A 24,591-nucleotide genomic window follows, 5' to 3' on the forward strand; every position below is an offset into this window, starting at 1 on the left:
GCATGAACAAGCAAGAAGAAATTGCCGCGCTGGCGATCCTGATCCACGACCTGCGCAAGCACAAGAAATTCACCCTCAAGGAGCTGGCGGACAAGATCGAGCGTTCCGTGGGTTTCCTTTCGCAAGTCGAGCGTGGCCTGTCCCGCCCGACCGTGGCTGACCTGACGGCGATCAGCGAGACCCTGGGGGTGCCGACCACCTATTTCTACAGCCTGCCCAAGCCCAAGGTCCTGCCGTGGGTCACCCGGCCGGATGAGCGCCGCACCCTGTACTACGCCAATGGCATCACCGACATCCTGGTCTCGCCGAAAATGCGCGCCACCTTCTCGATGCTCGAAAGCCGCCTGGAAGCCGGGGCCAATAGCGGTGAGCGGCACCTGAGCGACAGCTCGGAGCAGGGCGGTTACGTGCTCGAAGGCGAGTTGACCCTGTGGCTGGACGAGGACGACGAGCCCGTCACCTTGCTGGCCGGCGACAGTTTCCAGCTCGACAGCCACACCCGCTGCCGCTACGGCAACCTCACTGACCAACTCACGCGTGTGCTGTGGGTTTACACCTGATCACTACAACGGGAACCTTGAAGATGGACGCTGCCTGCTCTGATCTGTTGGCCGAAGTACGGGCTTTTCGCCAACGCTACCCTGAGGTGCGTTATGTCGACCTCATCTCCCTGGACATTCCGGGGCACTTCTACGGTAAGCGCTATCCGATCGACATGCTGGAAAAAGTCGCCGCCGGCACGGCCCTCAAGTTGCCGCAGAACTGCGTGCTGCTGGGTGTGCAGGGTGGTCTGTTCAAGATCGGTGACTACTGCTTCCACGACGGCGACCCGGATGCCGTGCGGCGCCTGGTACCGGGCACACTCAAACCCGTGACCTGGGAGTCCCAGCCGCTGGGGCAGATGCTGATCACCTCCGACGGCACCGCCAAGCCCATCGAATTCGAACCCCGGGAAGTCCTCGCCCAGGTGCTGCAGCGCCTGCGCGGCAAAGGCATTCACCCGGTGGTGGCCTTCGAGCTGGAGTTCTACCTGTTCGACAAGCAACTGCGTGACGGCCTGCCGCAGTTCCCCCGCGACGGCCTGACCGACGACACCGACGATCAACCGAACATGCACATCGAGCGCCTGTCGCGTTTCTCCCCGGTACTCGATGAAATGGTCGAGGCCGCCCGCATCCAGGGCATCGACACCACGGTGATCACCGCTGAACTGGGCCCAGGCCAGTTCGAAATCAACTTCGGCCACCTTGACGACGGCCTGCAAGCCGCTGACTGGGCCGCACTGTTCTGTCGCAGCACCCGGGGCGTGGCCCTCAAGCACGGCTATCGCGCCAGCTTCATGGCCAAGCCGTACCTGCAACATCCCGGCAGCGGCATGCATGTGCACGTCAGCCTGTACGACGTCGCTGGCCAGAACCTGCTGGCGGCCAACCAGCAACAGGCCCTGCGCCATGCCGTCGCCGGCTGCCTGGAACTGCTGCCGCACTGCATGCCGATCTTCGCCCCCAACCAGAACGCCTACCGCCGCCTGGGCGGCACCGTCAACGCGGCCACCCGCGCCAGTTGGGGCTTCGAGGACCGCGACGCCTGCGTGCGCATCCCTGAGTCCGACGCCAAGAACCTGCGCATCGAACACCGCCTGGCCGGTGCCGACGCCAACCCCTATCTGGTACTGGCCGCGATCCTGGTCGGCCTGGAGCAGGGCCTGGCCGCTGGCCGCGAACCCATCCCGCCGCTCAACGAAGACCGCAACAGTGGCATCGACTTCCCCCTGGACATGCTCGAGGCCGTACGCCACATGCAACACCAGCCACAACTGCGCGAAGGGTTGGGCGCCGAGTTCGTCGACGTCTACTGCGAAAACAAGCGCCAGGACCACTTGGCCTTCCAACAGGAAATAAGCGCACGGGAATACCGCTGGTACCTATAATCACCCCCTGGCCCGGCTCGCCCCGGGCCAGGGAATTGAAAACCTTGAGATTTTTTACTTTGCGTCCTTGACAGGACATCGGAAGCAGTCCAGAATTGCGTCCATTCCTGCTTAGGGAACGAGAAAAACCCTTTAGATTTCAAAGGGTTGGGAGTAGATGAAAATCTAGTTTCCTTCTCCAGTTTGTTTGCGTTTGGTGTTGTTTTTCAGGCATCCGACGTTTGAGGCCGAGTAGCAAAATGGTTATGCAGTGGATTGCAAATCCACCTACGCCGGTTCGATTCCGACCTCGGCCTCCACTCTTGAAAACCCCGTAGATCAATGATCTACGGGGTTTTTTATTGCCCTCAGGAAAGTGAAGTGTTCCGCAATTTTTAATAGGTGTTCCGCAACTGCGAACGATGGGGGCACCTGTGATCAGAGTAATGCCAAGCCGCAATCGGCCAAAAGAGACGTTTAGGGACGGGACAATCACTCGAACCTCGCGATAGACACTCTGCAAATGACTTCGTATCCTCCTTGCAGTGCTCGTCCTTTTTTCCTTTGTCTATGCCACGTATTTAACTGCGGCCCCGACGGGCTCCGGGAATACGCATGGATAAGGAGCGTTATGCAATACAAGTGGCGTAAACCATCCCATATTGTGGCCCACCTATTTATGTATAAGGATTTTCATGCCAAGAAAACAGAGGTCATTAAACCAAGTAAAGGAAGATATATCCGTTCGGGTTTTGCGAGAAAAGCTTCCAAAAGAGTGGGTTGTCCATAGCTATGGAGCTGACTACGGCATTGATTGTGTTGTTGAGCTTTTCGACTTTATCGATGAGGACAAAAATATAGCTGAAACGCTCGGCGAAAATTTTTTCGTTCAGTTAAAGTCATCCGACTGCATTGAGTACGCTACGAGAAAGGCATATGGCCGAGGAAATGTTGCTAAAGGAACCCTCATCGAGGACAAAGACGACTGCGTTGAAATCCCAGTAGCAAAATTTCAGTTGGATATGTCCGACATCCTAACCATCCAGTCAATTGGAATTGCAATCCCAGTTCTTCTGGTGCTAATTGACACAAACTCCGAAAGGGCTTTCTTTTTGTGCCTTAACGACTACATAGATAAAGTTCTTATCCCAGAAGACCCTAGCTATGCGTCAAAAGGATCAAAGACAATCTACATCCCAACTGCCAATGAAATATTAGATACAGAAGATGCGCTCGTGGCATTAAGAGCATATGGGAAGCGCTCAAAAATGTATGGCGCATTTGCTTTATTTAACTATCAATTAAAAGAAATTTTTCGGATGCAGGGCAAAACAACATCCCCACATTTCATACCACTTGCGCAAGCAACGGAAATGATTAAAACCTTCGTCGACATTTCACTACGGCAAGACATATGGACAGGTCATGAGTTCTGGAAGCCAGTTCTGTGGAGCCACAGTGAATTACTCGCACTCAAGGAAAAATTAAGCAGGGACGTAAAGCCTGAAGATCATGAACAGTTCTTAACTTACTGCTCGGATTATATTTGGCATCGCTTAACGAATTTGTCCAACATGTATGAGGAGTTAGTCAGGGAGTGGTTCATGCCTACATATCTGGCCATGCTAACATCTTATCCCGCCAAAGAAAGTTAATAAATAAACAGCTAAAACATTAACAATGCGCTCAACTATTATTCACTTCGTTCTCTGCACAACCAAAAAAAGTCGTTCCTGCGGCGGCCGCTGAACTCTCACCTTAGCGTCCACTTTGGATTGTGGCAGCTCTCACAGGCGTCAGCTTTCGGCCAGGAGCGGCCATTCGGAAACTTTTCAGAAAACAGGAGTTATTCTTTCACTCGCAGGCGCGATTGCTAGTTTACTGACTTCCATATATACCAATCGCTTTAGCACTTTTGTGTCACTCTCAGGGAGATGGATAGATTCTGATGATCACTCTAGAACCTAATTTTCGACATCCAATTCATCGCGCTCATCAAAAATCATCGTCATCTGGATTACTAAAATGCGGATCTCGACCGAGAAGAGCATCCCGGAAACGGCGAATTGATGAAGCCAGCCATTCATTTTCAGGAAAACCTTCGTCTCTAAGGAGCCCACGAGTCATTCCTAGTACCGCATCCGCATCGAACATCTGGTTAAGAGTGCCTCGATCAACAATCACGTTAGGAGGATTCAACAGGGCGGCGATTGTAGAGATTGCACTCATGCTATCTAGCTGTGCGGTCAGAGACTGCCTGAGTGCATCATCCCAGAAGCTGCAGTTGAGCATGCAATAAATCGCCTCAGTATCCGGAAGTTTTCGAATCGCGATGCCAGAAATTACGGCAGCGTAATAGCGAGGGAGTTCCAAATCTCGAAGTGCGATGGTCTCCTCGAGATCAAAAATTACCTCACCATGGTTTTGCCGACGATGTGACGTCAACCCGTGGGCAAAGAGGTGTTTTCTGAGTATCCAGGGAACGATGAGCAGATCTCCGTTCTCTTTCAACGACTGCACAATAGCTTTGACCCGCACTTTGGCGTTTGGCGTGGTTTGTGCAAACTTCCACAGTATCGCGCCTGCATCATCGACGACGCTGCCTGTATTCTCCTCACCTAAAATCCAGTCGTGCTCACGAACCAATAAGCGTGAAATCGCAATCCAAAAAATCTTGTCTCCAGAGCTTGATAAAGTCGGCAGAATATCGCCGATACGGTCGACAATCTGATCAAGCTGCCCAGAATTTAGCAGCGTTCCCAAGGCACTTAGCGTCTCGTCGACGCTTTGAAGTGTCCATACTTTTTCAATGTCGGCCCTGGACATCATGCCGGGCGGATTACCTAAGTAGAGCAGCCTAATCAGGTTTCTGCGCTTTGTGATCCTGTCATCGTCATCAACCGCTGTAGAAACCGCTCGATCGCCACCGAATCGAGGAAACAATAACCCAAGCATATCTGCGTGGTTTTCATCTATGGTGCCAAGCACATCGTTTAGCGTTTCAGCGGCATCGTTATTAGCCCTCCACTGTTGCTGTCTGAGCATTTCTGAAATACCTGGATCATCCACAAGCCTCTGAACGCTGTCCGCAATAAGCTGGCGAATACTAGGTGCTTTGGTGACTAACCAGCTGTATGCGAGGACATCATATGGACAGACTTCGCCATGGACGATTTCCTCCAGTACTGAATATGCGCCAATCAATCGCTTAATTTCTCGTGGTGTACGCACCACGCGAAGTAACTGTTCATAGATTTCAGTTTGATGCGGACGATCTGCTGTCGGCAACTCAACTCGGTTGTATTGCATAGCATTGTGTAGGAGTGCCTTTGCGTCGCCTTCGAGCAGTGGCCTCAGAGGGATAGGAAACTGGATGATTTTTTCTAGGTAGCTTTCTCCAGTTTTTCGCCGTTCCTCAGAACTGCTGCCTCTTCCCAAAGCTTGAGCTACGCGATCCGGATCGTAGGCTACTAAGTAGGAGATGCCCCTGATGTCCCCTACCGCTTTGACGAGTTGTGCGACCGCACGCACCTCGTCATCCTCAACTCTATCAAGTTCATCAATCAGTACAACAACGGCGACATTGACTTCGGCAAGCTTGCTCTCAAGAGCCTTGCGCTCTTGCATCGCAGTCAGATCCTTGGATTTGATCAACATGCCAACGCCTTTTACTAGCCACTTTTTCCAGAATACCGTGGCTGCCCCGCTCCCAATCAGAATATCGATGGCCGACGCACTCGTCGCTCCGACAAATTCTATCGACGCCTTATAACGCTCAAAGTGTCCCCGTAGACTTCGAACTTTCTCACTTGAGCTTTGGCCGAGTGCTTCTCGCAAGCTGTTGAAGTACGCTTGCACTAGCTCATCGCGGCCTTTAAACAGCCATGGGTTCAAAGTTGCTACGACAACATGCTCCATGACGTTAAGTTCTTCACCAAGCAAGTTAAGGACACTAGATTTGCCTAGCCCCCATTCACCCGTTAGCCCCACAACAAATCCAGTCGCTTTGCGTGACGAGACGGTACCGTCTTCGTTGTGTTCGGTATGGACAAGCGTTTTTACAAGGCTCGCAATGAATGGGCCTCGCTCCAAAGCGTCGGCTTCGGAGTTTTCAATCGCTCGGTCTTGTCTTGCTAGAAAATGAATGTTTTCCACGCCCAAGATTATCTTCCCTTTTTCCAACGGTTCAATTTTTTAGATGCTGGATGATGTCGACAAAAAATGGTAGGCGAAAGCCTTAATAAACCCCATATCCATGTGAATTGCCCCTGATAGTGTAGACGCTCGATGACGTTTTCTGGCCGACTTCAGCCTCTGGCCAACGGTAGCTTTGGGTCGATTTGTCCTTTCAGAGATAACCTACTGGTAGCGATCCATCGCGCCCATTAGTTATTTTGTGGGTCGCACAATTTCACCAACACGGCGATAAACCTTTTTCGTCATCTCCTGCGTTGAGTGGCCAAGCAGACGGCTAGCATGACTAATGTCGTCAATTTCGCTCGCAGCTTTTGGTCGGATGTCGCGGAATTGGAACTGGCGGATCGCGGCGGCAAGCGTTGCATCACCTTCGGCCGCGGCCTTCGCGGCTGCTTTTTCTCGGGCTTCATCCCACCGATTTCTCAGCATTGCGTAACTCATTCGCAGGCCCGCCTGGTTGGTGATCAGGCTTGAACTTCTAATGCCGGCCATGGCTTTGCGTTCGAGCAGGGCATCGAGGAAGGTGCTGAGTCCTGATGCGTCTAAGCCGTCGTGTAGGCGGATGCGCAGGCGTTTCTCAGTCTTGCCCTGGCCTACCATCAGGAACCCGTTGTTCAAGTCGGCAGTTGATGCTTTGAGCACATCGGCGGCGCGCTGGCCCGTCAGATAAGCCAGATCCATTGCGTCCTTGAGCTCGGGCGGTGCCTCTGCGTACACCGCGTCCCAAACGATTTGGCCTGCATAGAAGTCGCGGGGTGTCTCTTTGTTCCTGCGCAACCGGGCGCAAGGGTTTGCCTTTTCAGTGAGCCCCCATTCACGGGCAAATGTGAATATGGTCGAGAGGAGGGCGATCTCGCGGTTAGCACGCACCTTTGCCGTTCGTGCGTCGCGATACTGGGCGATCACCTGCGGGGTAAGGGCTTCGACGGGGGCTGATTCGAAGGCGTTGCGTAGCTGCTTCAAACCTTTGAGGTAGTCCTTTTGGGTGCCGGACTTCAACCCTGGGATGACTTTCTCTTCGTAGTCGTCGAATAGCCTGCCCATCAGGTGAGCAGGCTTAGGCGTGGCTTTCCGATCCAGGCGCGCCCATTCAACTTTAGCCTCATCGAGGTCGCCGCCGAGAGGGATCTCCACTCGGTTACCGTCGGCATCCCTGCCGTTGTAGTAATAACCCACCCAGATGCTCCCATTCTTTCTCTTCCGTATGCGCCGAATCATTCGTGGTGGAAGATCTCGGTTTACTGCTTTCTTCTGGCGCATTGTTAGCCTACGCGGGAGAGATCTAGGGACCAGATTTCAGCGACGGCATTGGTTGCTGAGGGTTTCAAACCGGCGAGTTTCAGGCGGGCATACACGCGGCCTACGACGGGGCGTTGTGCCGCGGTGAGTACGTGCTCCCATGCATTACGTTGCAGCCATTGACGTTGGCAAGAGGGAATTTTGTATCCGGTGATAGCGGCCAACTCATCTTCTGTGAGTGTTTCACTTGCTAGCTGGGAAAGGCTTTTTCTAGTGTCAAATACAGTCATATGCTATGTGCCTCAGTTGAGTCCGCTGCCGTGATTCGGTGAGAGGCTGCGGCCTTCGATATTGCCCAAATTTCCGGTAAAGGAACGTCCGTTACTCAGATGTTGTGCCTTATCGGTTATCTGTTGTATGCCCCTGATCGGCAGGGGCTACCGTTTGAATCAGGCCGCTTTCTTCGTCGCCAGGGCATCGAGGTACTCGGCCAGATCGTGTAGATAAACCACTGGCTTAGCGCGCGCCGAACAGTGCAAGCGCTTCACCTCCAGGGCGATTCGACCAGCCTTGATTTCGCTCAGCAGGTATCGGTCTGTGCGGATGTGCGTGAAATATTGCTCACGCACTGCAGTCAAGGTGGGGCAGGGCGTTGCGAACTGGCGCCGTAGTTGGTCGAGTGTGTGACTCATGCTACTTCCTCCCCGTGCCCCTCCAATGGGGGCAGCAACTTCATGCGGATCAGCTCAGCAAGGCCGTCTTTGCTTTTACCCATGGCTGCTGCACAGACGTGACCCTCTCGGTCAGCTACAACGGCGCCGTAGGGGTATTCCGGCGATTTGGTTGGGGTGACGTAGGCGATGTGGCCTTCACCAATGACCGCATCGACGCAGCGGAACACCTCGGCCAGTTCAGCGCTGACCGCTGGTAACGCCTCGAGCAACTGGACCGCTTCGGCGGATGCGCCAATCAGCGTGGCGCGACTGATGACGGTTGGATGATTGAGAAACATCGGAACCAGCTTCAGTGCGCCGATGGCTTGGGTGATAGCGTTCTGGCTCATGCTGCGGCTTCCTTGTGCGTGACAGTGATGTTCAGTTTTTTTGCGATCCACTTGACGCCTTCTTCCTTCACCATCACTACGACGTAGTGCCGATAGCGATTGGTTTTTCCGATCTGGACGCTGCGCGGATCCGAGAACAGGTAGCCCCGGTCGCGGTGATGGCTGGCCAGGTCCCCGTCATTGGTTAGGATGCGCAGTTCCCGCAACCTGGTGCGGAAGGCGCGGGGCTTGAGGCCGAGCACGGCGGCCGTTTGATCCAAGGTGCGGTTCATGGCGCTGTCCTCAGGCTGCGAGCAGTTCTCGAACGTTGTTCAGCAGTGCTTCCGACTCGGCCAGCATTTGCTGAATTTGTGCCGTGCGAGTGGGTTGTTCTGGCGGCGGCGCCGGCTCTGCCGACTCAATGCGACCGTTCGCAATGTCCTGGATGAAATCCCGGAGGTGCAGGTGATTGGCCCGATCTGAGCGCTTGAGGGTCAGTTCGCCTGTGTGGCCCCCAAAGTCCACGCTGATGACCGCGCTGTCGTCGGTGAGCTCTACTTCAAAGCTCGCATGGATGGTTTGCTCTGGCCGTAGAAGAGGGCAAACGGCGGTTCCTCCTGCCTGAAGCATCTGATGCAGCAACTCTTGTTTTGCGAGCGGGATACGGTAGTTGTTCATGCTGCGTCACCTCCCCAAGGGCCGGATTCGCCGGTGGCGAAAGGGCGAGCACGAAGGGTGGCGGCAAGGCGACCGATGTTGATGATCACCAACAGGCCGGTACGTTTTTGAATGGTTTCTACGGCAGCGGGGTTAGTGCTGGCTGCCGGATGTAAGTAAACCGGGCAGCGGGTGTTGCTGTGATGCGTGGTTTGCATGGCTCGTACTCTTTGGTGAGAGGTGTACGGCGCAAACGATACAAATGCGTATTGATCCAGTCAATACTCATTTGAATTGATTTTGTGGTCAAGCATAAAAAAGCCCGCGATGAGCGGGCTTCCTTCATGTCGCAGCTTCAGAAGATTTCAAGCTTGGAGAATACAACCCCGCAAATGATCGCGTCGTTTTCTAACTCGATGATTGGCTCCGGCCAGGCCGGATTCAAGGGTTTCAAGAACCTACGATTTCCCTCCATGACTAATTGCTTGAACGTTGCTTCTTGGCTGTTGACCAATTTGGCTATTACCAATGAGCCATTTTCGGCGTCCTTGGCTGGATCTACAAAGATGATATCGCCATCTCGAAAAGAGCGACGTTCGTGTTGGTTGAACATGGACAGACCACGAACCCTAAGTGCGTAGGTCTGACGGCTATGGGATGCAGCACACGGCAGCCAAATCTCGGCATCATCAAGCGTGCGCACATCTTCAATCTCGCACCAAGCTCCTGCTTGTACCCATGAAATCAATGGGACATATCCTTTAATTGCCGGCCCGGGTTCGACGTTTGACTCTGCAGATGGGTGGTGGATTTGGCTTGGATTGGGGTCCTTGTGTTCGCCTCCGTTCCAAAGCCAGTTGCTACTGACCTTAAGAGCCTTCGCAATTTTTTCAACGTTGTCGTGACGAGGGCTGGAAACCGCATTCGTCACGATCCTGTGAATGGTGGGCTGGGGTACGCCGGAGCGACGGCCTAGTTCCCCTTCGGATAAGTCTAGTTCCACCATGCGTTGAGCGATGCGGTCCCCAATCACTTTTCTTCTGCCTTGATTCAAAAACGTATCGGAGATTGTATTGAATCGTTCAATACGTTTGTGTATTGTTGCGGCCAATGCGAAAGCGCATCGGTGAACAATATGACTATCCAAGAAATGCTTGCGGTGCTTCTGCGGTCTGGCTTGTCCCAGCGCGTGATCGCCGAGCGTGTTGGTACAACACAGCCAACTATCAATCGTGCCGCTAAAGGTGCTGACGTTCGCTATGTGACGGGGAAGGCCATTGAGCGCCTATACACCGAAGAACAAGAAACCGCAGGCTTGAAGTCGGCGGCTTAAAAAGGGTGCCGGGCTGGGGCCTCTCACCAAAGATCCCCCAGCCCAGCTACGACGATACACAGCACATGCACATCGGTCGTGGTCGTAGGATAGGGTTTGCCCTGGTCTATGGCTACACCGTAAACGGGGTATTTACGGTTATGAGTCGCATCAATCAATCACCGGCCTCTGCGCCGGTTCTTTCCCTTCGCAAGGCAATCTACCGGGCAGCCCATGACTACAAAGGTGGTGTGACTGCCTTGGCGCTCGACATGGTCATGGATTACGACGGTCTGCAAAAGAAGGTCAAACACGACTTTGAACAACGCTGGCTGGATCCTGACGAGTTAGAGGAACTGATCCGCCTGACGGCAAATCCTTTGCTGCTGGACGCGCTTGTTCGGCCTGCCGGGATGGTCTGGTACAAGCCCGTAGCAGCTGCACCGACAAAAGATGCATTGCTCGCGGTCAGCAAGGTGCTGCACGAAACAGGTCTGTTTGTTTCCAGCATGCATGAAGGTGCAGCCGACAACATCTGGGAGCTGTCCGAAGTCCAGTTGCTGGAAAAACATGGTGCAGACGTGATCCGTGCCGTGCTGGGCATCATGGCTGGTGCCCGTCTGGCAATGGAGGACCGTCTCCATGGCTGATGATATCGACCGCGCTAACGACCAGGCGCAATACCTGCTCGACATGGCCATCCATCGGAGTCGGCAGGTGCCGACGAATCGAGTTAGTGCGCAGTTCTGTGATGATTGTGATGAGCCCATCCCGTTGCTTCGCCAGCAGACCATTGCAGGTTGCGAAACCTGTGTCAGCTGCCAGGAGTTGCGGGAGCGGCGCAGATGAGTGATCCGGGCAATGGAATGCCCACTGCTGAGTGGGCAAGGCGCTACATAGATACCTTCGGATTAGCCTTGGTTCCAATCGAGCCAGGGGAGAAGGGGCCGAAAGGTAGGGGTTGGAACAAGCCCGGCGGATACATCACGGACGCAGCGAAGGCAGTTGAGCTCTGGCAGAAGAAGCCCGGGCACAACCTAGGGGTGGTGCTTGGCCCTAGTCGGATCTGCTCGCTGGACGTCGATGATGTGCAGTGGACTCGGCATGTTCTTTATGACCAGCTGGAAATCGATCTGGATGCTATGGCGCTGGTGTTCCCGACTGTGGTCGGCAACCCGGCACGTTTTCGCATCATGTTTCGAGTTCCAGAGGGCGTTGAGCTGACCCGCCATTCGTTGGCGTGGCCGAACGAGAAGGATCCCGACGGTTCGATCCACAGGGCGCTGACTGCCAAGATCAAAGCAGCCAAGGACGCGGGTGATGTCGCTGGCGAAGTTGAGGCGCGAGCCGAGGCTGAGGAGTACCAGCGCATCACAGTGTTTGAACTGCGCGGCGGCTTGGTGCAGGACGTGTTGCCGCCTTCGATTCACCCAGGAACAGGGAAACCGTACACCTGGCGCACGCCACCGAGTGCTGCTGATGGGTTGCCAGAGCTCACTCCCGAACTGCTGGCGATCTGGAACAACTGGGACGCCTTCAAGCGTGACGCCGAGGCCGCGTGCCCTTGGGCACCGAAACTGGCTCTTGCGCCGGGCAAGCCGATTACTCGGATGGCGCCGGTGAAGGGCAAGCAGCCCTCAGTGATCGATGAGTTCAATCGCGGCCATGATGTGCAAGAGCTGCTGCGCAGCCATGGCTATATCAAACGCGGTAGCAAGTGGCTTTATCCTCAAAGCAGTACGGGCTTACCGGGCATCACGGTGAGCGACGAGGGGAGGGTCTATTCGCACCATGGAGCTGATCCGCTGGCCAACGGGCATCAGAACGATGCCTTTGAGGTGTTCTGCTTACTCGAGCACGGCGGTGATCAGTCCCAAGCGGTCAAGGCTGCGGCGCGTATGTTGGGTATGCAGCATTCATCGGCTCCAGACTCGCGTGATCTTCCCCCCACCCCATCTGCTGAACCGAGCGGGCAGAGCCAAGTGGGTGAGGGCGCGTCCAGTGATGTTGCTCCGGCTACTGACGGGGGCGCGGGGGAGGCATTGACGCTTGAACAGGTGCTCCGTCGCTTTGCGCTGGTCGAGGGCACCACGCAAGTGTGGGATTGCGACCAGTCTCGGGTGATGAAGAAGGCCGCATTTGAAGCGCGTGTGGGCAAGCCTCTGGCCAAAGCGTGGCTGGATGACATGGACAAACGGTTGATTGCAGATGATCACGTCCGCGACATCGAGCAAGCGCGGCGGATGGCGAGCAAGAAGGGCGGGGCGTTGGGTATGCCACCGACTGACCGTTATGTGTACATCGACGGGACCAAGGATGTTTGGGATCGGGAGAAAAAGCGGCGTATTGCTGAAGGCGCGGTGAAGATGGCGCTCGGCGACACCTATCCGCTGTGGCTCAACAGTAGTGAGCGGCGCACAGTGGATGTCGAACACATCGTGTTTGATCCGACCATGAGCAAAGACCCTGTCGTGTACATTAATACCTTTGATGGTCTGCCGCTCGAGCCAATCCGGGATGACGAAGCCTGCGCCAATCTGCGTTGGCTGATTTCCTTTTTGTGCAACCACGACGAAGCGGCGGCTCAATGGCTGATCCGTTGGCTGGCGTTCCCGTTGCAGCACTTGGGCGCCAAAATGGACACCGCCGTGCTGATGCACTCGATCATGGAGGGCTCGGGTAAAAGCCTGCTGTTCGCCGATGCGCTGGGCATGCTGTATGGCCAGTACGCTGCCACGGTTGGCCAGACGCAGTTGGAGAGCAACTTCAACGCCTGGCAAAGCCGCAAGTTGTGGTCCGTCTTCGAAGAGGTTGTCAGTCGTGATCAGCGTTACAACCAGGTGGGCAAGATCAAGCACCTGATCACCGGCAAGACGGTGCGGATGGAATCGAAGTTCATCAACGGTTGGGAGGAAGCCAACCACATGAACGCGGTGTTCCTGAGCAACGAAATCTTGCCGTGGCCGATCAGTGAAAGCGACCGGCGGATGCTGGTGATGTGGCCTATGGAAACCTTGCCGGTCGAGCGGCAAAAGGCGATCGGTAGAGAGCTGGAACAGGGCGGCGTCGCGGCGCTGTACGGCTGGTTGTTGTCGGTCGATCTGGGTGACTTCAACCAGCGGACGCGACCACCCTCGACGGATGCCCGTGAACGCTTGGTGGCCTTGAGTCGGGCCGGGTGGCAGACGTTCTTGCATCTGTGGAAGTACAGCGAATTGGGCCACGGACTTTGGGGGCCGTGCCTGTCGACCGACCTCTATTCGCTGTTCCTCGAATGGTGCCAGCGCAATAAAGAGCATGTGATGAGTCAGACGAAGTTCTCTCTGTTCATCAGCTCCGAGGTCGATAAAACGCGTGCCATTCCCTGGACCGATGGTAACAACCGGCGCTTTGGCGCGTTCTTCTTTCCCGTTGATCAGGACGCTTCCCCGCCCCCATCACTGAAGGCGGCCGAGCTGGGCAAGCAGGTCGAAAACTGGCGGGCCAAAGCGAAGCTTGCGGGTTGGCATGTCGACAGCTGGGACCACATTAAGGCGGCTGCCGCATGACTACAGCTAAAAGTGTGTTGGGTGTGTCGGGTGTGTGTTGGGTTGATTTCAGATACCCCACACAGATTGGAGCCTTATATTTCGGCGGTTTGCCGGCTTTGTGTCGGGTGTGTTGGGTTTCGCTACGCGTGTGCGCATGCGTGACGTTAGAGGGTCGGTTTCTGATGGCTGATTATTTTCTTCATGCGAGAACAGAAATACCCAACAAACCCAACACACTAAACACAATTCGATTGAAGCTATTGATTTTAAAGGTTTTTGTGTGTGTTGGGTTTGTGTTGGGTGTGGTGTTTTTTGTGTTGGGTTCGGTTGTCGGAGGGATTCAGGGATGATTGACGATATCGAGAGCTTGATGCGGCATTGGGGCGAGCAGTTGGGCCAGTACGGCCATGAGGCCAGCTTGGGCAGCCAGATGGGCACAATCATGGATTGGAAAGGTAGCGCACCGCGTGGAACGCCTGGGACTCGGCCGCTCATCGGTGGCGGTTCAGGGATGGACTACGCCGCCGCCCAGGTCGACGCGGCCATCATGGAGCTTGAAAACCGCGACGAACGTGGGCTGAAGTTAGCGAGTCTGGCTCGACTGCGTTATGGCCATAGCGTTCCGGTGCGCCAACAGATGCAGGAAATTGGCTTGGCGGAAGGCGCTGACCGTACCTATCGCAATTGGGTCCATGCACTACATCAGCAAGTGATGGTGATCCTGATGGCACGCATGGGGGTCGCCCGTGCCCATCCCGTTCGTCGGGGTGGCTTACCTCAAGCCTGCGTCAAAGTTGCGTCAAAGTCGCGTCGAAACGAATGACCGAAAATACCCCCTTTTCGGTTTTTCCGGAGGAGGGTAAAAAGTCTCCACGATCTGGAATCTGCGCCTTGGTGCTGACCTCGCACGTGCTGTGCAGCTTCATCCGGCCCTCCCTGAGCCGGTCACCTAACCCCGCTTCGGCGGGGTTTTTCATTCCAATGCCGAGGAGGCAACGCATGTCGACTGAACAGGAGGTCCAGCAGTCGCTGGCCGATCTTCCTACCTGGCTGCTGATTCTGGTGGCGCTCGCGGGTTTAACCGGGGAGATGTGGCGTGCTGATGCGGCAGGGATGGCGGTGCCGGTGTTGGTGAAGCGGGTGCTGTTGCGCTTCGGTGCTTCTGCCGTTTTTGGTCTCGCGACGGTGATGCTCGCCACGGCACTGGGGTGCAGTTTGATGACTGCCGCTGCAATAGGCAGCGTTGTGGCTTGTCTCGGTGCCGATATGGCCAGCGGGCTGTACGCTCGTTGGTTGGCAAAGCGGGCAGGGATCTGCGAGGCACCGTCGACCGGTGGCGGACAGGCATGAATTCGCCGGGGACCCTGGGAATATTCGTGGGGTACGGGGTAGGAAACCCGCGGGAAAGTGTTAGCGGCTAGGTTTACCACGTTGGTTGACAGAGGTTGACGGTGGTTGACAGCCCTAGGTTGACAGGAGGTTTACATGACCATTTTGAGTCGCACGGAATATGCGGCAAGTAAGGGCTGGTCCCGCCAGTACGTTGGTAAATTGGCACAGCGTGGCCGTCTTGTTCTGACGCTGGACGGAAAGGTGGACGTTGAGGCAAGCGAGCAATACCTCGCGATGACCAGCGATCCTTCCCGCAGTAATTCCCTTGGCAACACTCCGCTGGTCATCGGCCACCAAGAGCAAGAGCCCACGTTCCCACATACATCGCCGGGCGCGATTCCCACGGCTGCGCCGGACTACCAAAAAGCCCGAACCCGGCTTGCGCTGGCCCAGGCTGAAAAGGCCGAGGGCGAAGTACTCAAGGCGAACGGTGAGTTGGTGGAGCGATCAGTTGTCGATGAGGCGGCTTTCGCATCGGGTCGGATGGTTCGCGATCTTCTCTTGGCGCTGCCGCCCAAGCTCGCCCCAGAACTGTCAGCAATGAATGATCCTTGGGATATCGAAAAGCACCTGATGAAAGAGCTCCGTAGTGTGCTTGAGGATGCCGAGCGCATTTCCACAGAAGACTTTATTCACGCTGTAACGACTACGAGCTAAACCTATGCCTGCCGAATATGCCAACGGTGCAGAGGTGTACCGCGAGGCGTATTACCGTGGGCTGCGTCCAGAGCCAGCGCTTTGGGTTGATGAGTGGGCCGATGAGTACATGCGTATCCCGCGTGATACCGGTGCTGCCGAACCAGGAAAATACCGTACATCGCGAACACCCTACGCTCGCGAGCCGATGCAATGCTTGTCGCCATCGCATCGGTGCAAACGTGTGGTCACTATGGTGGCCTCGCAACTTATGAAAACGCAGATTGCCTTGAATTGGATTGGTGGTCTGATCCACATGGCGCCTTCCAACATCCTCACCTTGTTGCCGAGTTTGGGGCTGGCCAAGCGGGTGTCCTCGCGGATTAGCAAGACGATCAAGGCAACGCCCGTATTGCGGGAGCGTGTCGCCTCCAGTCGTTCGCGTGATGCGCGCAACACCATGGACACCAAAGAGTTTGAGGGTGGTTCGTTGTACGTCACCACCGCCGGCTCGGCAGCGAACCTGTCGGAGCTGTCGGCACGCTACATTTACGGCGACGAGATCGACCGATGGGAGGTAGACATCGGCGAGGAGGGCGATCCCATCGAACTCGCGGAAACCCGGGGCAGTACCTTCGGCCGCAACGCCAAGTTCTACTTCTCCAGCTCACCGACCATCAAGGGCGCCTCGCGGATCTCCGACCTGTTCGAGGGCAGCGACCAGCGTTATTACTACGTGCCATGTCCGACCTGCGGGCACATGCAGACCTTGGAATGGGAGCGCCTTCACTACTCCAAGGACTACAGCGTGGTGCACTACCAGTGTGCGGAGCCTGAATGTGACGTGTTGATCGAGGAATTCAACAAGGGCGAAATGCTCGCCAAAGGCGAGTGGCGCGCCCATGCCGAGGGCGACGGCGAGACGGTCGGGTTTCACCTCAACGCGCTGTACTCGCCGCTGGGCTGGATGGACTGGAAGTCCCTGGCCAAGCAATTCGAGAAGGCAAAAAAGGCCCAGGCCAAGGGTGATCTTGAGCCCATGCAGGTGTTCTACAACACCCGTCTCGCCAAAGTCTGGGACAGTGCGCAGGAGCAAACCAAGGCCGAAGTGCTGATTGCTCGGGCGCGGTTGGAGGCTTACACCCTCGGCACGATGCCGGCCGGTGTGCTGATGCTGACTGGCGCCGTCGACGTCCAGGCCAACCGCCTGGAGCTGATGGTGATGGGCTATGGCGTTGGCATGGAACGTTGGGTCGTTGACCACCAGGTGATCTGGGGCGATCCGGCGGACGAGCGCACATGGGCGGTACTGGACGAAAAGCTCAAGGTTCGTTATCGGCATCCTTGCGGTGTCGGGTTGGCGATCCTCGCCACCGGTGTTGACTCCGGCGGTCACCACACCGATGAGGTCTATCAGTTCTGCCGCGTCCGTCGCTGGCGAAACATCTTCGCCATCAAGGGCGCGAGTAAGCCTGGCAGGCCGGTGATTGCGCAGCGCCCGTCCATGGTCGACGTGACCTGGAAGGGCCAGACCGAACGTAACGGTGCCGAACTTTGGTTCGTGGGTACCGACACCGCGAAGGACTGGATCTACAACCGATACCCGTTCGAGTCCGGGCCGGGCGTGTTGCACTTCGCCAACGACCTGCCGGACGACTTCTTTGTCCAGTGTGTTGCAGAGCGCAAGGTCGCCCGCTATGTGCACGGTCACAAACGCATCGAGTGGGTCAAGGGCAAGGCCGAGCGTAACGAAGCGCTCGATCTGATGGTGTATTGCCTGGCCATGGCGCACTACTTGGGCATCAACCGGTATCAGGAACATGACTGGGACCGGGTCCGGCAGTCGTTGGCGCAGTCGGGGTTGTTCGACGAGGCGCTGGATATCAAACCCGTTCAGGGCGAGCGCGTCACCACCGCAATATCAACATCGCCGGTTGCTGCCACCGTGCAACCAACACCAACACCTGCTGCTCCAGTCGCGCCATCGCGGCCCGTAGCAACGCCACCCCAACGGCGCAGCTCCGCCAGCGGTTACCTGAAGAGACGCTGATATGTCATTTACTCAGAAGCACCTCGACGCGGTTGAGGGGGCTATCGCTCGCGGTGAAAAAACCGTGCGCTATGGCGACCGCACCGTGGAATACCGATCCATTGACGAGCTGCTCAAGGCTCGCGATGAGATCCGCACCTCGCTGGTCAACTCAGCCGGCCCGCGCTCTCGAGTGGTCCGGCTATACCACGGAGGCAAAGGCATCTAATGGCTCGACATTATCCGACGCTGACCCGTAATGGATTCTTGTTGCCGTCGAACATCAAGGCCAGTTACGAAGGCGCCGGGGAGGGCCGTCGGTCCACTGGCTGGGATGCGCCGGATAACGGGATCAACAGCATCAACACCCCGGCATTGCGTAACCTGCGCTCCCGTTCTCGTGCGGCAGTACGCAATGACCCCTATGCCTTCAACGTCATCGAAAAGCGCGTCAGCAATCTGATCGGCACCGGGATCAACCCTCGGCCGAAAACCGACGACGATGCGTTACGCAAAGTGTTGCAGGAGCTCTGGGAGGACTGGGTCGATGAATCGGATGCCGATGAGCGCACCGACTTTTACGGCCAGCAGGCGTTGATCGCTCGCACGGTCGAAACCTCGGGTGAGTGTTTTGTCCGGTTGCGACCACGCGGCTTGGATGAGGGGCTCGCGGTGCCCTTGCAGCTTCAGGTGCTGGCACCGGAGTTCGTGCCGCATGACAAGTTCGAGACCACCAAAACCGGCAACTTCATCCGTGCCGGGATCGAGTTCACGCCGGGCGGCAAGCGGGTGGCGTACTGGATGTACCTGGCGCACCCGCGAGATGCGTCGTCGCTGAACGCAGGTTACAACCAGTTGGTGCGGGTGCCAGCTGCCCAGGTATTGCACATCTTCGAACCAGTCGAACCCGGTCAGTTGCGCGGCGTGCCGCGCTTGTCGCCAGTGCTCAAACGCCTGCGCAGTCTCGACAACTACGACGACGCAGTGTTGTTCCGCCAAGAGGTGGCCAACCTGTTTGCCGGTTTCATCAGTCGCCCGGCACCGGACTCCGGACAGACGCCCAGAGATCCGGTCACCGGCCAACTGCTGAGCACCGACCGCGATGGCTTCACACCGATGGTCGCGTTGGAGCCCGGCACCATGCAGGAGCTGGGGCCAGGTGAAGAGGTCGAGTTCTCCAAGCCGCCGGATGCGGGCAACAACTACCCGGACTTTATGCGGCAGCAGTTGATGGCCGCCGCAGCGGGGACTGGTACGCCTTACGAGATCCTTACCGGCGACATGCGCGAGGTCAACGACCGGGCGTTACGCGTGGTGCTCAACGAATTTCGGCGCCGGCTGGAACAGCTGCAATTCAGCGTGTACGTGCACCAGTTGTGTCGCCCAGTCCGTGCCGCGTGGATGGACATGGCGGTGCTGTCGGGTGTCCTAGTGCTGGACGGTTACGCGCAACGTCGCCGCGAATACCTGCGCACGCGTTGGGTGCCGCAAGGCTGGGCCTATATTCAGCCGGTGCAGGACGTCCAGGCGCGCCGGATGGAAGTGCAAGCGGGCTTCGCCTCGCGCAGCGAGATGGTCTTGCGCACCGGCTACGACGCCGAAACGGTCGACGCGGAAAACGCGGCGGATCTCGCCAGAGCCACAGGCCTTGGCCTCAATTACACCACTCTCGACGCCGTCGTTTCCCTCGACGACAAGGAGCAACCATGAGCAAAAAAGCGCTCCCGCGCATCTACGACAAGGCCGGCAAGCGCGTGCCGGTCCAGGACAAAAGCTGGTACGCCGTGCAAGCCAGCGGCGAAGCCGAACAACGCACCATCGAAGTCTTTGTGTATGGCGAGATCGGTTACTGGGGCGTCACGGCCAATCAGTTCGTGCTGGATCTGCAGACGATGGACGACGGTGTGTCGCCAGTCATCGTCGCCTTCAACAGCATCGGCGGTGACTTGTTCGACGGCCTGGCCATTCACAACGCGCTGTCGCGTCTCGGTGAGCGTTGCACCGGTCGTGTTGATGCCTTGGCGGCCAGTGCGGCCAGCGTGGCGGTCTGCGGCGCGCACCGGGTGGTGATCGCGGCCAACGCCATGCTGATGATTCACAACCCCTGGACCTACGCCTCGGGCGATGCCGAGGACTTCCGCAAGGTGGCCCAGGTGCTGGACCAAACCATGGAAGCGATTATCGCTGCCTACAAGTCCAAGGCGCCGGACATCGACGAAGCCGAGCTACGGCGGATGGTTGATGCTGAAACCTGGCTCACCGCCAATGAAGCGGTGGCACTGGGCCTGGCCGATGAAGTGGGCGAGGGCGTGAAGGTCAAGGCCTGCCTCGGCCAGGGTGGGGTGTTGCAGCGCTACCAGCATGCACCGGCAGATCTGCTGGCCCAGCTCGACGAACCACCCGAGTCAGATCCTGAATTGGAGCCTGTCGACCCACCGGCGCCGCCCGTGGTCGACTCGGCCAAGCTGGCGCTGATGATCACCCAGCGTTGCGCTGAGGGTGGCATCAGCAACCTGGTCGAACCGCTGCTCAGTTCGACCAAGCTTGAAAGCGAGTCCATCGTCCTGGCCGGGTTGACCCGCGCCAAGGCCGTGCACGATCTCTGTGTCGCGGCGAGGTTGCCAGAGTTCAGCGCCGAGTACGTCGCGGCGGGGCTGGACGCACCGGCGGTCCGTGCGCGTCTGTTCGACAAGATCGTCGGCAGCGGCAAGGGCTTCGAAATCGACAACAGCCTGCCACTGGACAACGACCCACCGGCGAAGGTGCAGGCGAAGCAAATCGATCAGCCTTCCATCTGGTCCGCCCGACACGCCGCGCATTCCGGCAAACCCCAATCCGCTACAGGAGCAAGAACATGACCATTCAACGCGAGCCCATGCATGCAGGCGAGTTTCTCCTGTCCGAAGCAGCCGGCACCATTTCCCGTGAGGCTATCAACGTCGCTGCTGGTCCCGCACTGGAACCGGGGCAGATCCTTGGCCTGGTCAGCGCTACCAGCGAGTTTGCCCCGTACAACCCGACCGCGGAAGACGGTAGCGAGAATGCGTTGGCCATTCTTTATGGCCCGTTGGGCGAGTCGGATGTGGTGCGTCGCGGTCGCGCCGTGGTGCGTTTGGCTGAAGTCAGCGAGGCGCACCTCACCGGTCTCGATCCCGCCGCTGAAAAGGCCCTGGCCACTCATTTCTTGATCGTCCGCTAAGACGACCACCCTGATGATCGAATCCGCCGAGTGCGGGTTTTTGCTTTTTGGAGATTGATTCATGGCTGATATTGAAATCTTTAACGATGACGCGTTCTCGGTTTCGTCGCTGACCGCCGCCATCAACGAGCAGGAATACCTGCCGGGTCGCATCAGCAGCCTCGGCCTGTTCCAGGAAGAGGGCATCACCACCCTGACCGTACAGATCGAAAAGGACGGCGACACGCTGGCCCTGGTCCCTGCGGGTGAACGTGGTACCTCCGGTTTGGTGGTGGCGGGCACCAAGCGCAACCTGATCCCGTTCAACACCGTGCACCTGCCTCAGCGTTTTTCGATCAAGGCCGATGAGATTCAGGGTATTCGTGCGTTCGGCACTCGCTCCGAGCTGCAGTCCGTCCAAGATGTGGTCAACAAGCGCTTGGCCAAATGCCGGCGGCAGCTGGACGCCACGCACGAGTTTCAGCGCATGGGTGCGTTGAATGGTCAGATCCTTGATGCAGACGGTACGACCGTCCTGCTGGACATCTACAAGACCTTCGGTGTGACCCGCAAGAAAATGTCCATGGGGCTGAACAGCCCCGACACCGAGATCCGTGTCAAATGTGGTGACGCATTGGACCTGCAGGAGGAAGCGCTGGGCAGCATTACCAGCAGCGGTTCCCGGGCGCTCTGCGGCAAGAACTTTTGGAACAAGCTGGTCGTTCACAAGTCGATCAAGGATACCTTCCTCAACAGCCAGCAGGCAGCGGCGCTGCGTGGAGATGCTCGTGAGAGCTTCGAGTTCGGCGGCATCGTCTGGGAACGTTATCGCGGCAAGATCGCGGGCGTGAGCTTTATCCATGATGACAAGGCACTGCTGATTCCTGAGGGCGTACCTGACCTCTATATTTCGGTGTTTGCACCGGCTGACTACATGGAGACAGTCAACACCGAGGGTGTTCCGTACTACAGCAAGATCGAGCCGCTGCCGTTCAACAAGGGAATGGCCGGAGAAGCCCAATCCAACCCGTTGCACCTGTGCACGCGCCCCCTGGCGCAGATCCTGCTGGAACTCTGACCATGGCTTTTCGCGACCTGATCGACGACATCGACGACGTGGTGTTTGAAGTTCTGGGTGATACGGCATACATCAATGACAAGGAGGTGCTGGGGATGTTCTCGGCACCTTGGCTGCAGCCGAAGCTAGGCCGGATCAACACCGGGTTGCGCGAGCCGCACCTGGTGATCCGCGTGGTGGACTCCGATGGTGTGCGGGAGCGTCAGCAGGTGCGTATCGATTTGCCTGTTCATGATGGTGGTGGTCACTACACCCTGGTTCGGGTTGAACCAGGTGGTGACGGTCTGTTGACCTTGGTACTGAGGAAAACTCCATGAGTGTCGGCAGCTACGTTAAGCAATCAGCCAAGAGCGGCATGATCACCCTGCAGGCCGATCGGTCTGACCTGAAGGCCTTCACCGATTTCGCGGCATTGGTACCCAAGGCACTAGCAGCGGCTCAACGTCGAGCCATCAACAAGACCTTGCGCTGGCTGCGCACCCAGATTGCCCGTGCGGTTAGTCGGCAGGAGCGCATTGCGGTCACTGCGGTAAGGCAGCGCTTGCGTGCTTATCCGGCCGGCAGTAACAGCCAGGGCAAGCTGTGGTTCGGCATCAACCCGATAGAAGCCAGCCGGGCAGGTCGACCTCGGCAGACTCGAACAGGTGTGTCGGTGGCAGGACGACGCTATCAAGGGGCGTTCTTCAAGAAGGTCTACGGTGGTCAGCCCGATATCTGGATTCGCACGGCCAGCAAGCACTTCGATGCAAGCAATTACCCGGAAAGCGACGTATCCGGTGGCAGCGGTCGCCGCTCAGGTTGGATCTCGGAAAACGACAGTCGCTTCCCGCTGGCCAAGGCGAAGATTTCGCTGGATGACGTTCGTCCGCACTTCGAGGAATGGACCAATCGTGCTCATCAGCGGTTGCTGGTGGTGATGGAGCAAGAGTTGAACTTTGAACTGCAGAAGTACTTGCGGAGAACAGGCAATGGTTGATGACCCAATTCCCCTCGGTCAGGTTTATGCCGCGATTGAACAGCACATCAGGGACGCGATCCCTGGACTAGCTTATGTCGGGACCATGCCGGATGGGATCGAAGTGGTGCCGCCTCCGGCAGTAGTGCTTGAGCTGGCCGGATTCGAAAACGCAGACAAGGATCCAGGCACAGGCGAAACCGCAGTTGAGGCTCGCTTCGAGGCTCGTGTGATCGTTGCAGCCGAGGAAGAAAACTGCCTGCATGTGGCGGCTTTTGTCGCGGCTCAATTGGCAGTGCTGCTACGTATGCAGTCGTGGGGCTTGGCCGTTGAGTTTGCCGAGTTCGTGCGAGCAGAAAGAGACTGGAGTCGACCCGAGCTGGATAGTTACGCGGTTTGGGTAGTTGAGTGGACCCAGGTCATTTATCTCGGTGAGGAGGAGTGGCCGTGGCCCGAGGCCAATGGCCAGTTGGTAGTCGCTTTTGATCCGGACACTGGTCCGGGTAACGAGCGCCATTATCAGGCCCCGGAGACCCTGGAGTGAGCTACGCGACCGCCGAGCACGACCGCATGCTGGCTGGTCTGGTGATCCCCTGTCGCGTTGTGGCGGTGGATCTGGTGGCCGCTAAGGTAAGGGTGTCGGATGGCGGCACCTGGGTCAGCGCTTGGGTGCGTTGGCATGCTCTGGCCGCTGGCAAGGCCCGCCACTGGCGAGCGCCGAGCATGGGCGAGCAAGGCGCACTGGTGAGCCCTAGCGGCGATCCTGCGCAGGGCACTTTCATGCCGGGGCTGTATGGCAATGCCGGCGCCCAGCCGGACAACCGCGACCATGTCGAGGTGTGGCGCTTCGATGATGGTGGTTCCTTGGTCTACGACTGGAGGGCCAAGAGCTACACCATCAAGGTGCCTACCGGCACGGTCAACATCGAGGTTGGCAGCAGCTCGGCGGTTCTGACCGACGATGCGATCAACGCCAAGTCAACCGCGATCACTGCTGAGGCTCAAACCATCACAGCCAAGGCGTCCACGATCACCTTGCAGGGCAACGTGCAGATCAGTGGGCAGCTAGTAGTCGCGGGCAACATCCTCGGTGGCGGCAGCATCATTGATACCACCGGAAATACGCCGAACCACAAACACTGACAGCCCGCCCTCGCGGGCTTTGTCATATCTGGAGCATTGCCTTATGGCTAGCAAGAAACCCGCTGTGGACGACGCGGCAACGGACGCGGCCGCCTCCGCAGTTGTACCTGTTACGTCGGCGGGCGTGACCTTCACCGACACCGCCTATACCTCGCGCTCGTTGTTCCTGCAGATGGAAGCCGGGTTGCGCGACTTGAAGGTGGTTGGCCATCGCGTGACCGTCCAGGCAGACGACGCCGAGGCGCTGGCATTCCTGGCCGGCCACGCTGATCTGCAGCGTCTGGACGGTTAATC

General features: G+C 57.3%; 30 protein-coding genes and 1 tRNA gene. 22 read left to right on the forward strand and 9 right to left on the reverse strand.

Features of this window, described 5'->3' with window-relative positions:
• The first annotated feature begins 2 nt into the window (after window positions 1-2).
• From PspS04_RS11580 to PspS04_RS11595, 4 genes are all read left to right on the forward strand, one after another.
• Window positions 3-560 (forward strand): helix-turn-helix domain-containing protein, encoded by a 558-nt coding sequence (locus tag PspS04_RS11580; RefSeq protein ID WP_095169638.1) that lies wholly within the window; start codon window positions 3-5, stop codon window positions 558-560.
• A gap of 23 nt (window positions 561-583) precedes the next feature.
• On the forward strand, window positions 584-1,930 hold the full coding sequence (locus PspS04_RS11585) for a glutamine synthetase family protein (RefSeq protein WP_159995328.1): 1,347 nt from the start codon (window positions 584-586) through the stop codon (window positions 1,928-1,930).
• 225 nt (window positions 1,931-2,155) lie between these two features.
• Window positions 2,156-2,229, forward strand: a tRNA-Cys gene (locus PspS04_RS11590).
• Between the two features lie 375 nt (window positions 2,230-2,604).
• Window positions 2,605-3,564, forward strand: a complete 960-nt coding sequence (locus PspS04_RS11595; protein WP_159995330.1) for a DUF4365 domain-containing protein — start codon at window positions 2,605-2,607, stop codon at window positions 3,562-3,564.
• Between the two features lie 340 nt (window positions 3,565-3,904).
• Here the strand turns inward: PspS04_RS11595 and PspS04_RS11600 are convergent, their stop codons facing one another.
• From PspS04_RS11600 to PspS04_RS11640, 9 genes are all read right to left on the reverse strand, one after another.
• Window positions 3,905-6,064 carry a KAP family NTPase gene (locus PspS04_RS11600; RefSeq protein ID WP_237235010.1) on the reverse strand — a complete coding sequence of 720 codons (2,160 nt, stop codon included), beginning with the start codon at window positions 6,062-6,064 and terminating at the stop codon, window positions 3,905-3,907.
• Window positions 6,065-6,298: 234 nt separating this feature from the next.
• On the reverse strand, window positions 6,299-7,366 hold the full coding sequence (locus PspS04_RS11605) for a tyrosine-type recombinase/integrase (RefSeq protein ID WP_159995332.1): 1,068 nt from the start codon (window positions 7,364-7,366) through the stop codon (window positions 6,299-6,301).
• 2 nt (window positions 7,367-7,368) lie between these two features.
• Window positions 7,369-7,635 (reverse strand): DUF4224 domain-containing protein, encoded by a 267-nt coding sequence (locus tag PspS04_RS11610; protein ID WP_159995334.1) that lies wholly within the window; start codon window positions 7,633-7,635, stop codon window positions 7,369-7,371.
• Between the two features lie 159 nt (window positions 7,636-7,794).
• Complete coding sequence (locus tag PspS04_RS11615) at window positions 7,795-8,037, reverse strand: pyocin activator PrtN family protein (RefSeq protein WP_159995336.1); 243 nt, start codon at window positions 8,035-8,037, stop codon at window positions 7,795-7,797.
• Window positions 8,034-8,408: a hypothetical protein gene (locus PspS04_RS11620; RefSeq protein WP_159995338.1), complete on the reverse strand. Its 375-nt coding sequence runs from the start codon at window positions 8,406-8,408 to the stop codon at window positions 8,034-8,036. The genes PspS04_RS11615 and PspS04_RS11620 overlap by 4 nt, the downstream gene beginning before the upstream one ends.
• Window positions 8,405-8,680, reverse strand: coding sequence for a phage antirepressor KilAC domain-containing protein (locus PspS04_RS11625; RefSeq protein WP_159995340.1), 276 nt, complete (start codon window positions 8,678-8,680; stop codon window positions 8,405-8,407). Before PspS04_RS11625 ends, PspS04_RS11620 begins: the two co-directional genes overlap by 4 nt.
• A 10-nt stretch (window positions 8,681-8,690) precedes the next feature.
• Complete coding sequence (locus PspS04_RS11630; protein ID WP_159995342.1) at window positions 8,691-9,065, reverse strand: hypothetical protein; 375 nt, start codon at window positions 9,063-9,065, stop codon at window positions 8,691-8,693.
• The gene (locus PspS04_RS11635; RefSeq protein ID WP_159995344.1) at window positions 9,062-9,262 is read right to left on the reverse strand and encodes a hypothetical protein; all 201 of its coding nucleotides are present in this window, start codon (window positions 9,260-9,262) and stop codon (window positions 9,062-9,064) included. Before PspS04_RS11635 ends, PspS04_RS11630 begins: the two co-directional genes overlap by 4 nt.
• A gap of 137 nt (window positions 9,263-9,399) precedes the next feature.
• Window positions 9,400-10,191 carry a LexA family protein gene (locus PspS04_RS11640; protein ID WP_237234986.1) on the reverse strand — a complete coding sequence of 264 codons (792 nt, stop codon included), beginning with the start codon at window positions 10,189-10,191 and terminating at the stop codon, window positions 9,400-9,402.
• Here PspS04_RS11640 and PspS04_RS11645 point away from each other — a divergent pair.
• The 18 genes from PspS04_RS11645 to PspS04_RS11730 all read left to right on the forward strand — a co-directional run bounded on the left by PspS04_RS11645 (window position 10,180) and on the right by PspS04_RS11730 (window position 24,589).
• Complete coding sequence (locus tag PspS04_RS11645) at window positions 10,180-10,377, forward strand: hypothetical protein (RefSeq protein ID WP_159995346.1); 198 nt, start codon at window positions 10,180-10,182, stop codon at window positions 10,375-10,377. The genes PspS04_RS11640 and PspS04_RS11645 overlap by 12 nt on opposite strands.
• Window positions 10,378-10,517: 140 nt before the next feature.
• On the forward strand, window positions 10,518-11,006 hold the full coding sequence (locus PspS04_RS11650) for a phage regulatory CII family protein (protein ID WP_159998798.1): 489 nt from the start codon (window positions 10,518-10,520) through the stop codon (window positions 11,004-11,006).
• A complete protein-coding gene (locus tag PspS04_RS11655; protein ID WP_159995348.1) occupies window positions 10,999-11,205 on the forward strand; it encodes a TraR/DksA C4-type zinc finger protein in 207 nt (68 codons plus the stop codon). The genes PspS04_RS11650 and PspS04_RS11655 overlap by 8 nt, the downstream gene beginning before the upstream one ends.
• Window positions 11,202-13,904 carry a bifunctional DNA primase/polymerase gene (locus tag PspS04_RS11660; RefSeq protein ID WP_159995350.1) on the forward strand — a complete coding sequence of 901 codons (2,703 nt, stop codon included), beginning with the start codon at window positions 11,202-11,204 and terminating at the stop codon, window positions 13,902-13,904. Before PspS04_RS11655 ends, PspS04_RS11660 begins: the two co-directional genes overlap by 4 nt.
• A 328-nt stretch (window positions 13,905-14,232) precedes the next feature.
• Entirely contained in the window at window positions 14,233-14,709 is a 477-nt protein-coding gene (locus PspS04_RS11665; RefSeq protein ID WP_237234987.1) for a hypothetical protein, read from the forward strand.
• Between the two features lie 176 nt (window positions 14,710-14,885).
• Complete coding sequence (locus tag PspS04_RS11670; protein ID WP_159995352.1) at window positions 14,886-15,236, forward strand: phage holin family protein; 351 nt, start codon at window positions 14,886-14,888, stop codon at window positions 15,234-15,236.
• Window positions 15,237-15,371: 135 nt separating this feature from the next.
• Window positions 15,372-15,935: a hypothetical protein gene (locus PspS04_RS11675; protein ID WP_159995354.1), complete on the forward strand. Its 564-nt coding sequence runs from the start codon at window positions 15,372-15,374 to the stop codon at window positions 15,933-15,935.
• 4 nt (window positions 15,936-15,939) lie between these two features.
• Window positions 15,940-17,964: a phage terminase large subunit family protein gene (locus tag PspS04_RS11680; protein WP_159995356.1), complete on the forward strand. Its 2,025-nt coding sequence runs from the start codon at window positions 15,940-15,942 to the stop codon at window positions 17,962-17,964.
• A gap of 1 nt (window position 17,965) precedes the next feature.
• Window positions 17,966-18,172, forward strand: coding sequence for a phage head-tail joining protein (locus PspS04_RS11685; protein ID WP_159995358.1), 207 nt, complete (start codon window positions 17,966-17,968; stop codon window positions 18,170-18,172).
• Complete coding sequence (locus tag PspS04_RS11690) at window positions 18,172-19,653, forward strand: phage portal protein (protein WP_159995360.1); 1,482 nt, start codon at window positions 18,172-18,174, stop codon at window positions 19,651-19,653. Before PspS04_RS11685 ends, PspS04_RS11690 begins: the two co-directional genes overlap by 1 nt.
• Window positions 19,650-20,801, forward strand: a complete 1,152-nt coding sequence (locus PspS04_RS11695) for a head maturation protease, ClpP-related (RefSeq protein ID WP_159995362.1) — start codon at window positions 19,650-19,652, stop codon at window positions 20,799-20,801. The genes PspS04_RS11690 and PspS04_RS11695 overlap by 4 nt, the downstream gene beginning before the upstream one ends.
• A complete protein-coding gene (locus tag PspS04_RS11700; protein WP_159995364.1) occupies window positions 20,798-21,142 on the forward strand; it encodes a head decoration protein in 345 nt (114 codons plus the stop codon). Before PspS04_RS11695 ends, PspS04_RS11700 begins: the two co-directional genes overlap by 4 nt.
• 61 nt (window positions 21,143-21,203) lie before the next feature.
• Complete coding sequence (locus PspS04_RS11705) at window positions 21,204-22,199, forward strand: major capsid protein (protein ID WP_159995366.1); 996 nt, start codon at window positions 21,204-21,206, stop codon at window positions 22,197-22,199.
• Window positions 22,200-22,201: 2 nt separating this feature from the next.
• Window positions 22,202-22,516, forward strand: coding sequence for a head-tail joining protein (locus PspS04_RS11710; RefSeq protein ID WP_159995368.1), 315 nt, complete (start codon window positions 22,202-22,204; stop codon window positions 22,514-22,516).
• A complete protein-coding gene (locus PspS04_RS11715) occupies window positions 22,513-23,175 on the forward strand; it encodes a hypothetical protein (protein WP_159995370.1) in 663 nt (220 codons plus the stop codon). Before PspS04_RS11710 ends, PspS04_RS11715 begins: the two co-directional genes overlap by 4 nt.
• Entirely contained in the window at window positions 23,168-23,698 is a 531-nt protein-coding gene (locus PspS04_RS11720) for a hypothetical protein (protein ID WP_159995372.1), read from the forward strand. Before PspS04_RS11715 ends, PspS04_RS11720 begins: the two co-directional genes overlap by 8 nt.
• Window positions 23,695-24,297, forward strand: coding sequence for a phage baseplate assembly protein V (locus tag PspS04_RS11725; RefSeq protein ID WP_159995374.1), 603 nt, complete (start codon window positions 23,695-23,697; stop codon window positions 24,295-24,297). The genes PspS04_RS11720 and PspS04_RS11725 overlap by 4 nt, the downstream gene beginning before the upstream one ends.
• Window positions 24,298-24,340: 43 nt before the next feature.
• Window positions 24,341-24,589 carry a hypothetical protein gene (locus tag PspS04_RS11730; protein ID WP_159995376.1) on the forward strand — a complete coding sequence of 83 codons (249 nt, stop codon included), beginning with the start codon at window positions 24,341-24,343 and terminating at the stop codon, window positions 24,587-24,589.
• Window positions 24,590-24,591: the final 2 nt, after the last annotated feature.

The organism is Pseudomonas sp. S04, assembly GCF_009834545.1.
Taxonomy (GTDB): domain Bacteria; phylum Pseudomonadota; class Gammaproteobacteria; order Pseudomonadales; family Pseudomonadaceae; genus Aquipseudomonas.

Coding starts and splice junctions, on each gene's coding strand:
- PspS04_RS11585 (WP_159995328.1), top strand. CDS start 584: ATGGACGCTGCCTGCTCTGATCTGTTGGCCGAAGTACGGGCTTTTCGC.
- PspS04_RS11595 (WP_159995330.1), top strand. CDS start 2,605: ATGCCAAGAAAACAGAGGTCATTAAACCAAGTAAAGGAAGATATATCC.
- PspS04_RS11620 (WP_159995338.1), bottom strand. CDS start 8,408: ATGAGCCAGAACGCTATCACCCAAGCCATCGGCGCACTGAAGCTGGTT.
- PspS04_RS11695 (WP_159995362.1), top strand. CDS start 19,650: ATGAGCAAAAAAGCGCTCCCGCGCATCTACGACAAGGCCGGCAAGCGC.
- PspS04_RS11630 (WP_159995342.1), bottom strand. CDS start 9,065: ATGAACAACTACCGTATCCCGCTCGCAAAACAAGAGTTGCTGCATCAG.
- PspS04_RS11670 (WP_159995352.1), top strand. CDS start 14,886: ATGTCGACTGAACAGGAGGTCCAGCAGTCGCTGGCCGATCTTCCTACC.
- PspS04_RS11710 (WP_159995368.1), top strand. CDS start 22,202: ATGGCTTTTCGCGACCTGATCGACGACATCGACGACGTGGTGTTTGAA.
- PspS04_RS11580 (WP_095169638.1), top strand. CDS start 3: ATGAACAAGCAAGAAGAAATTGCCGCGCTGGCGATCCTGATCCACGAC.
- PspS04_RS11685 (WP_159995358.1), top strand. CDS start 17,966: ATGTCATTTACTCAGAAGCACCTCGACGCGGTTGAGGGGGCTATCGCT.
- PspS04_RS11680 (WP_159995356.1), top strand. CDS start 15,940: ATGCCTGCCGAATATGCCAACGGTGCAGAGGTGTACCGCGAGGCGTAT.
- PspS04_RS11720 (WP_159995372.1), top strand. CDS start 23,168: ATGGTTGATGACCCAATTCCCCTCGGTCAGGTTTATGCCGCGATTGAA.
- PspS04_RS11665 (WP_237234987.1), top strand. CDS start 14,233: ATGATTGACGATATCGAGAGCTTGATGCGGCATTGGGGCGAGCAGTTG.
- PspS04_RS11655 (WP_159995348.1), top strand. CDS start 10,999: ATGGCTGATGATATCGACCGCGCTAACGACCAGGCGCAATACCTGCTC.
- PspS04_RS11675 (WP_159995354.1), top strand. CDS start 15,372: ATGACCATTTTGAGTCGCACGGAATATGCGGCAAGTAAGGGCTGGTCC.
- PspS04_RS11660 (WP_159995350.1), top strand. CDS start 11,202: ATGAGTGATCCGGGCAATGGAATGCCCACTGCTGAGTGGGCAAGGCGC.
- PspS04_RS11615 (WP_159995336.1), bottom strand. CDS start 8,037: ATGAGTCACACACTCGACCAACTACGGCGCCAGTTCGCAACGCCCTGC.
- PspS04_RS11730 (WP_159995376.1), top strand. CDS start 24,341: ATGGCTAGCAAGAAACCCGCTGTGGACGACGCGGCAACGGACGCGGCC.
- PspS04_RS11705 (WP_159995366.1), top strand. CDS start 21,204: ATGGCTGATATTGAAATCTTTAACGATGACGCGTTCTCGGTTTCGTCG.
- PspS04_RS11605 (WP_159995332.1), bottom strand. CDS start 7,366: ATGCGCCAGAAGAAAGCAGTAAACCGAGATCTTCCACCACGAATGATT.
- PspS04_RS11650 (WP_159998798.1), top strand. CDS start 10,518: ATGAGTCGCATCAATCAATCACCGGCCTCTGCGCCGGTTCTTTCCCTT.
- PspS04_RS11645 (WP_159995346.1), top strand. CDS start 10,180: ATGACTATCCAAGAAATGCTTGCGGTGCTTCTGCGGTCTGGCTTGTCC.
- PspS04_RS11715 (WP_159995370.1), top strand. CDS start 22,513: ATGAGTGTCGGCAGCTACGTTAAGCAATCAGCCAAGAGCGGCATGATC.
- PspS04_RS11690 (WP_159995360.1), top strand. CDS start 18,172: ATGGCTCGACATTATCCGACGCTGACCCGTAATGGATTCTTGTTGCCG.
- PspS04_RS11700 (WP_159995364.1), top strand. CDS start 20,798: ATGACCATTCAACGCGAGCCCATGCATGCAGGCGAGTTTCTCCTGTCC.
- PspS04_RS11625 (WP_159995340.1), bottom strand. CDS start 8,680: ATGAACCGCACCTTGGATCAAACGGCCGCCGTGCTCGGCCTCAAGCCC.
- PspS04_RS11635 (WP_159995344.1), bottom strand. CDS start 9,262: ATGCAAACCACGCATCACAGCAACACCCGCTGCCCGGTTTACTTACAT.
- PspS04_RS11610 (WP_159995334.1), bottom strand. CDS start 7,635: ATGACTGTATTTGACACTAGAAAAAGCCTTTCCCAGCTAGCAAGTGAA.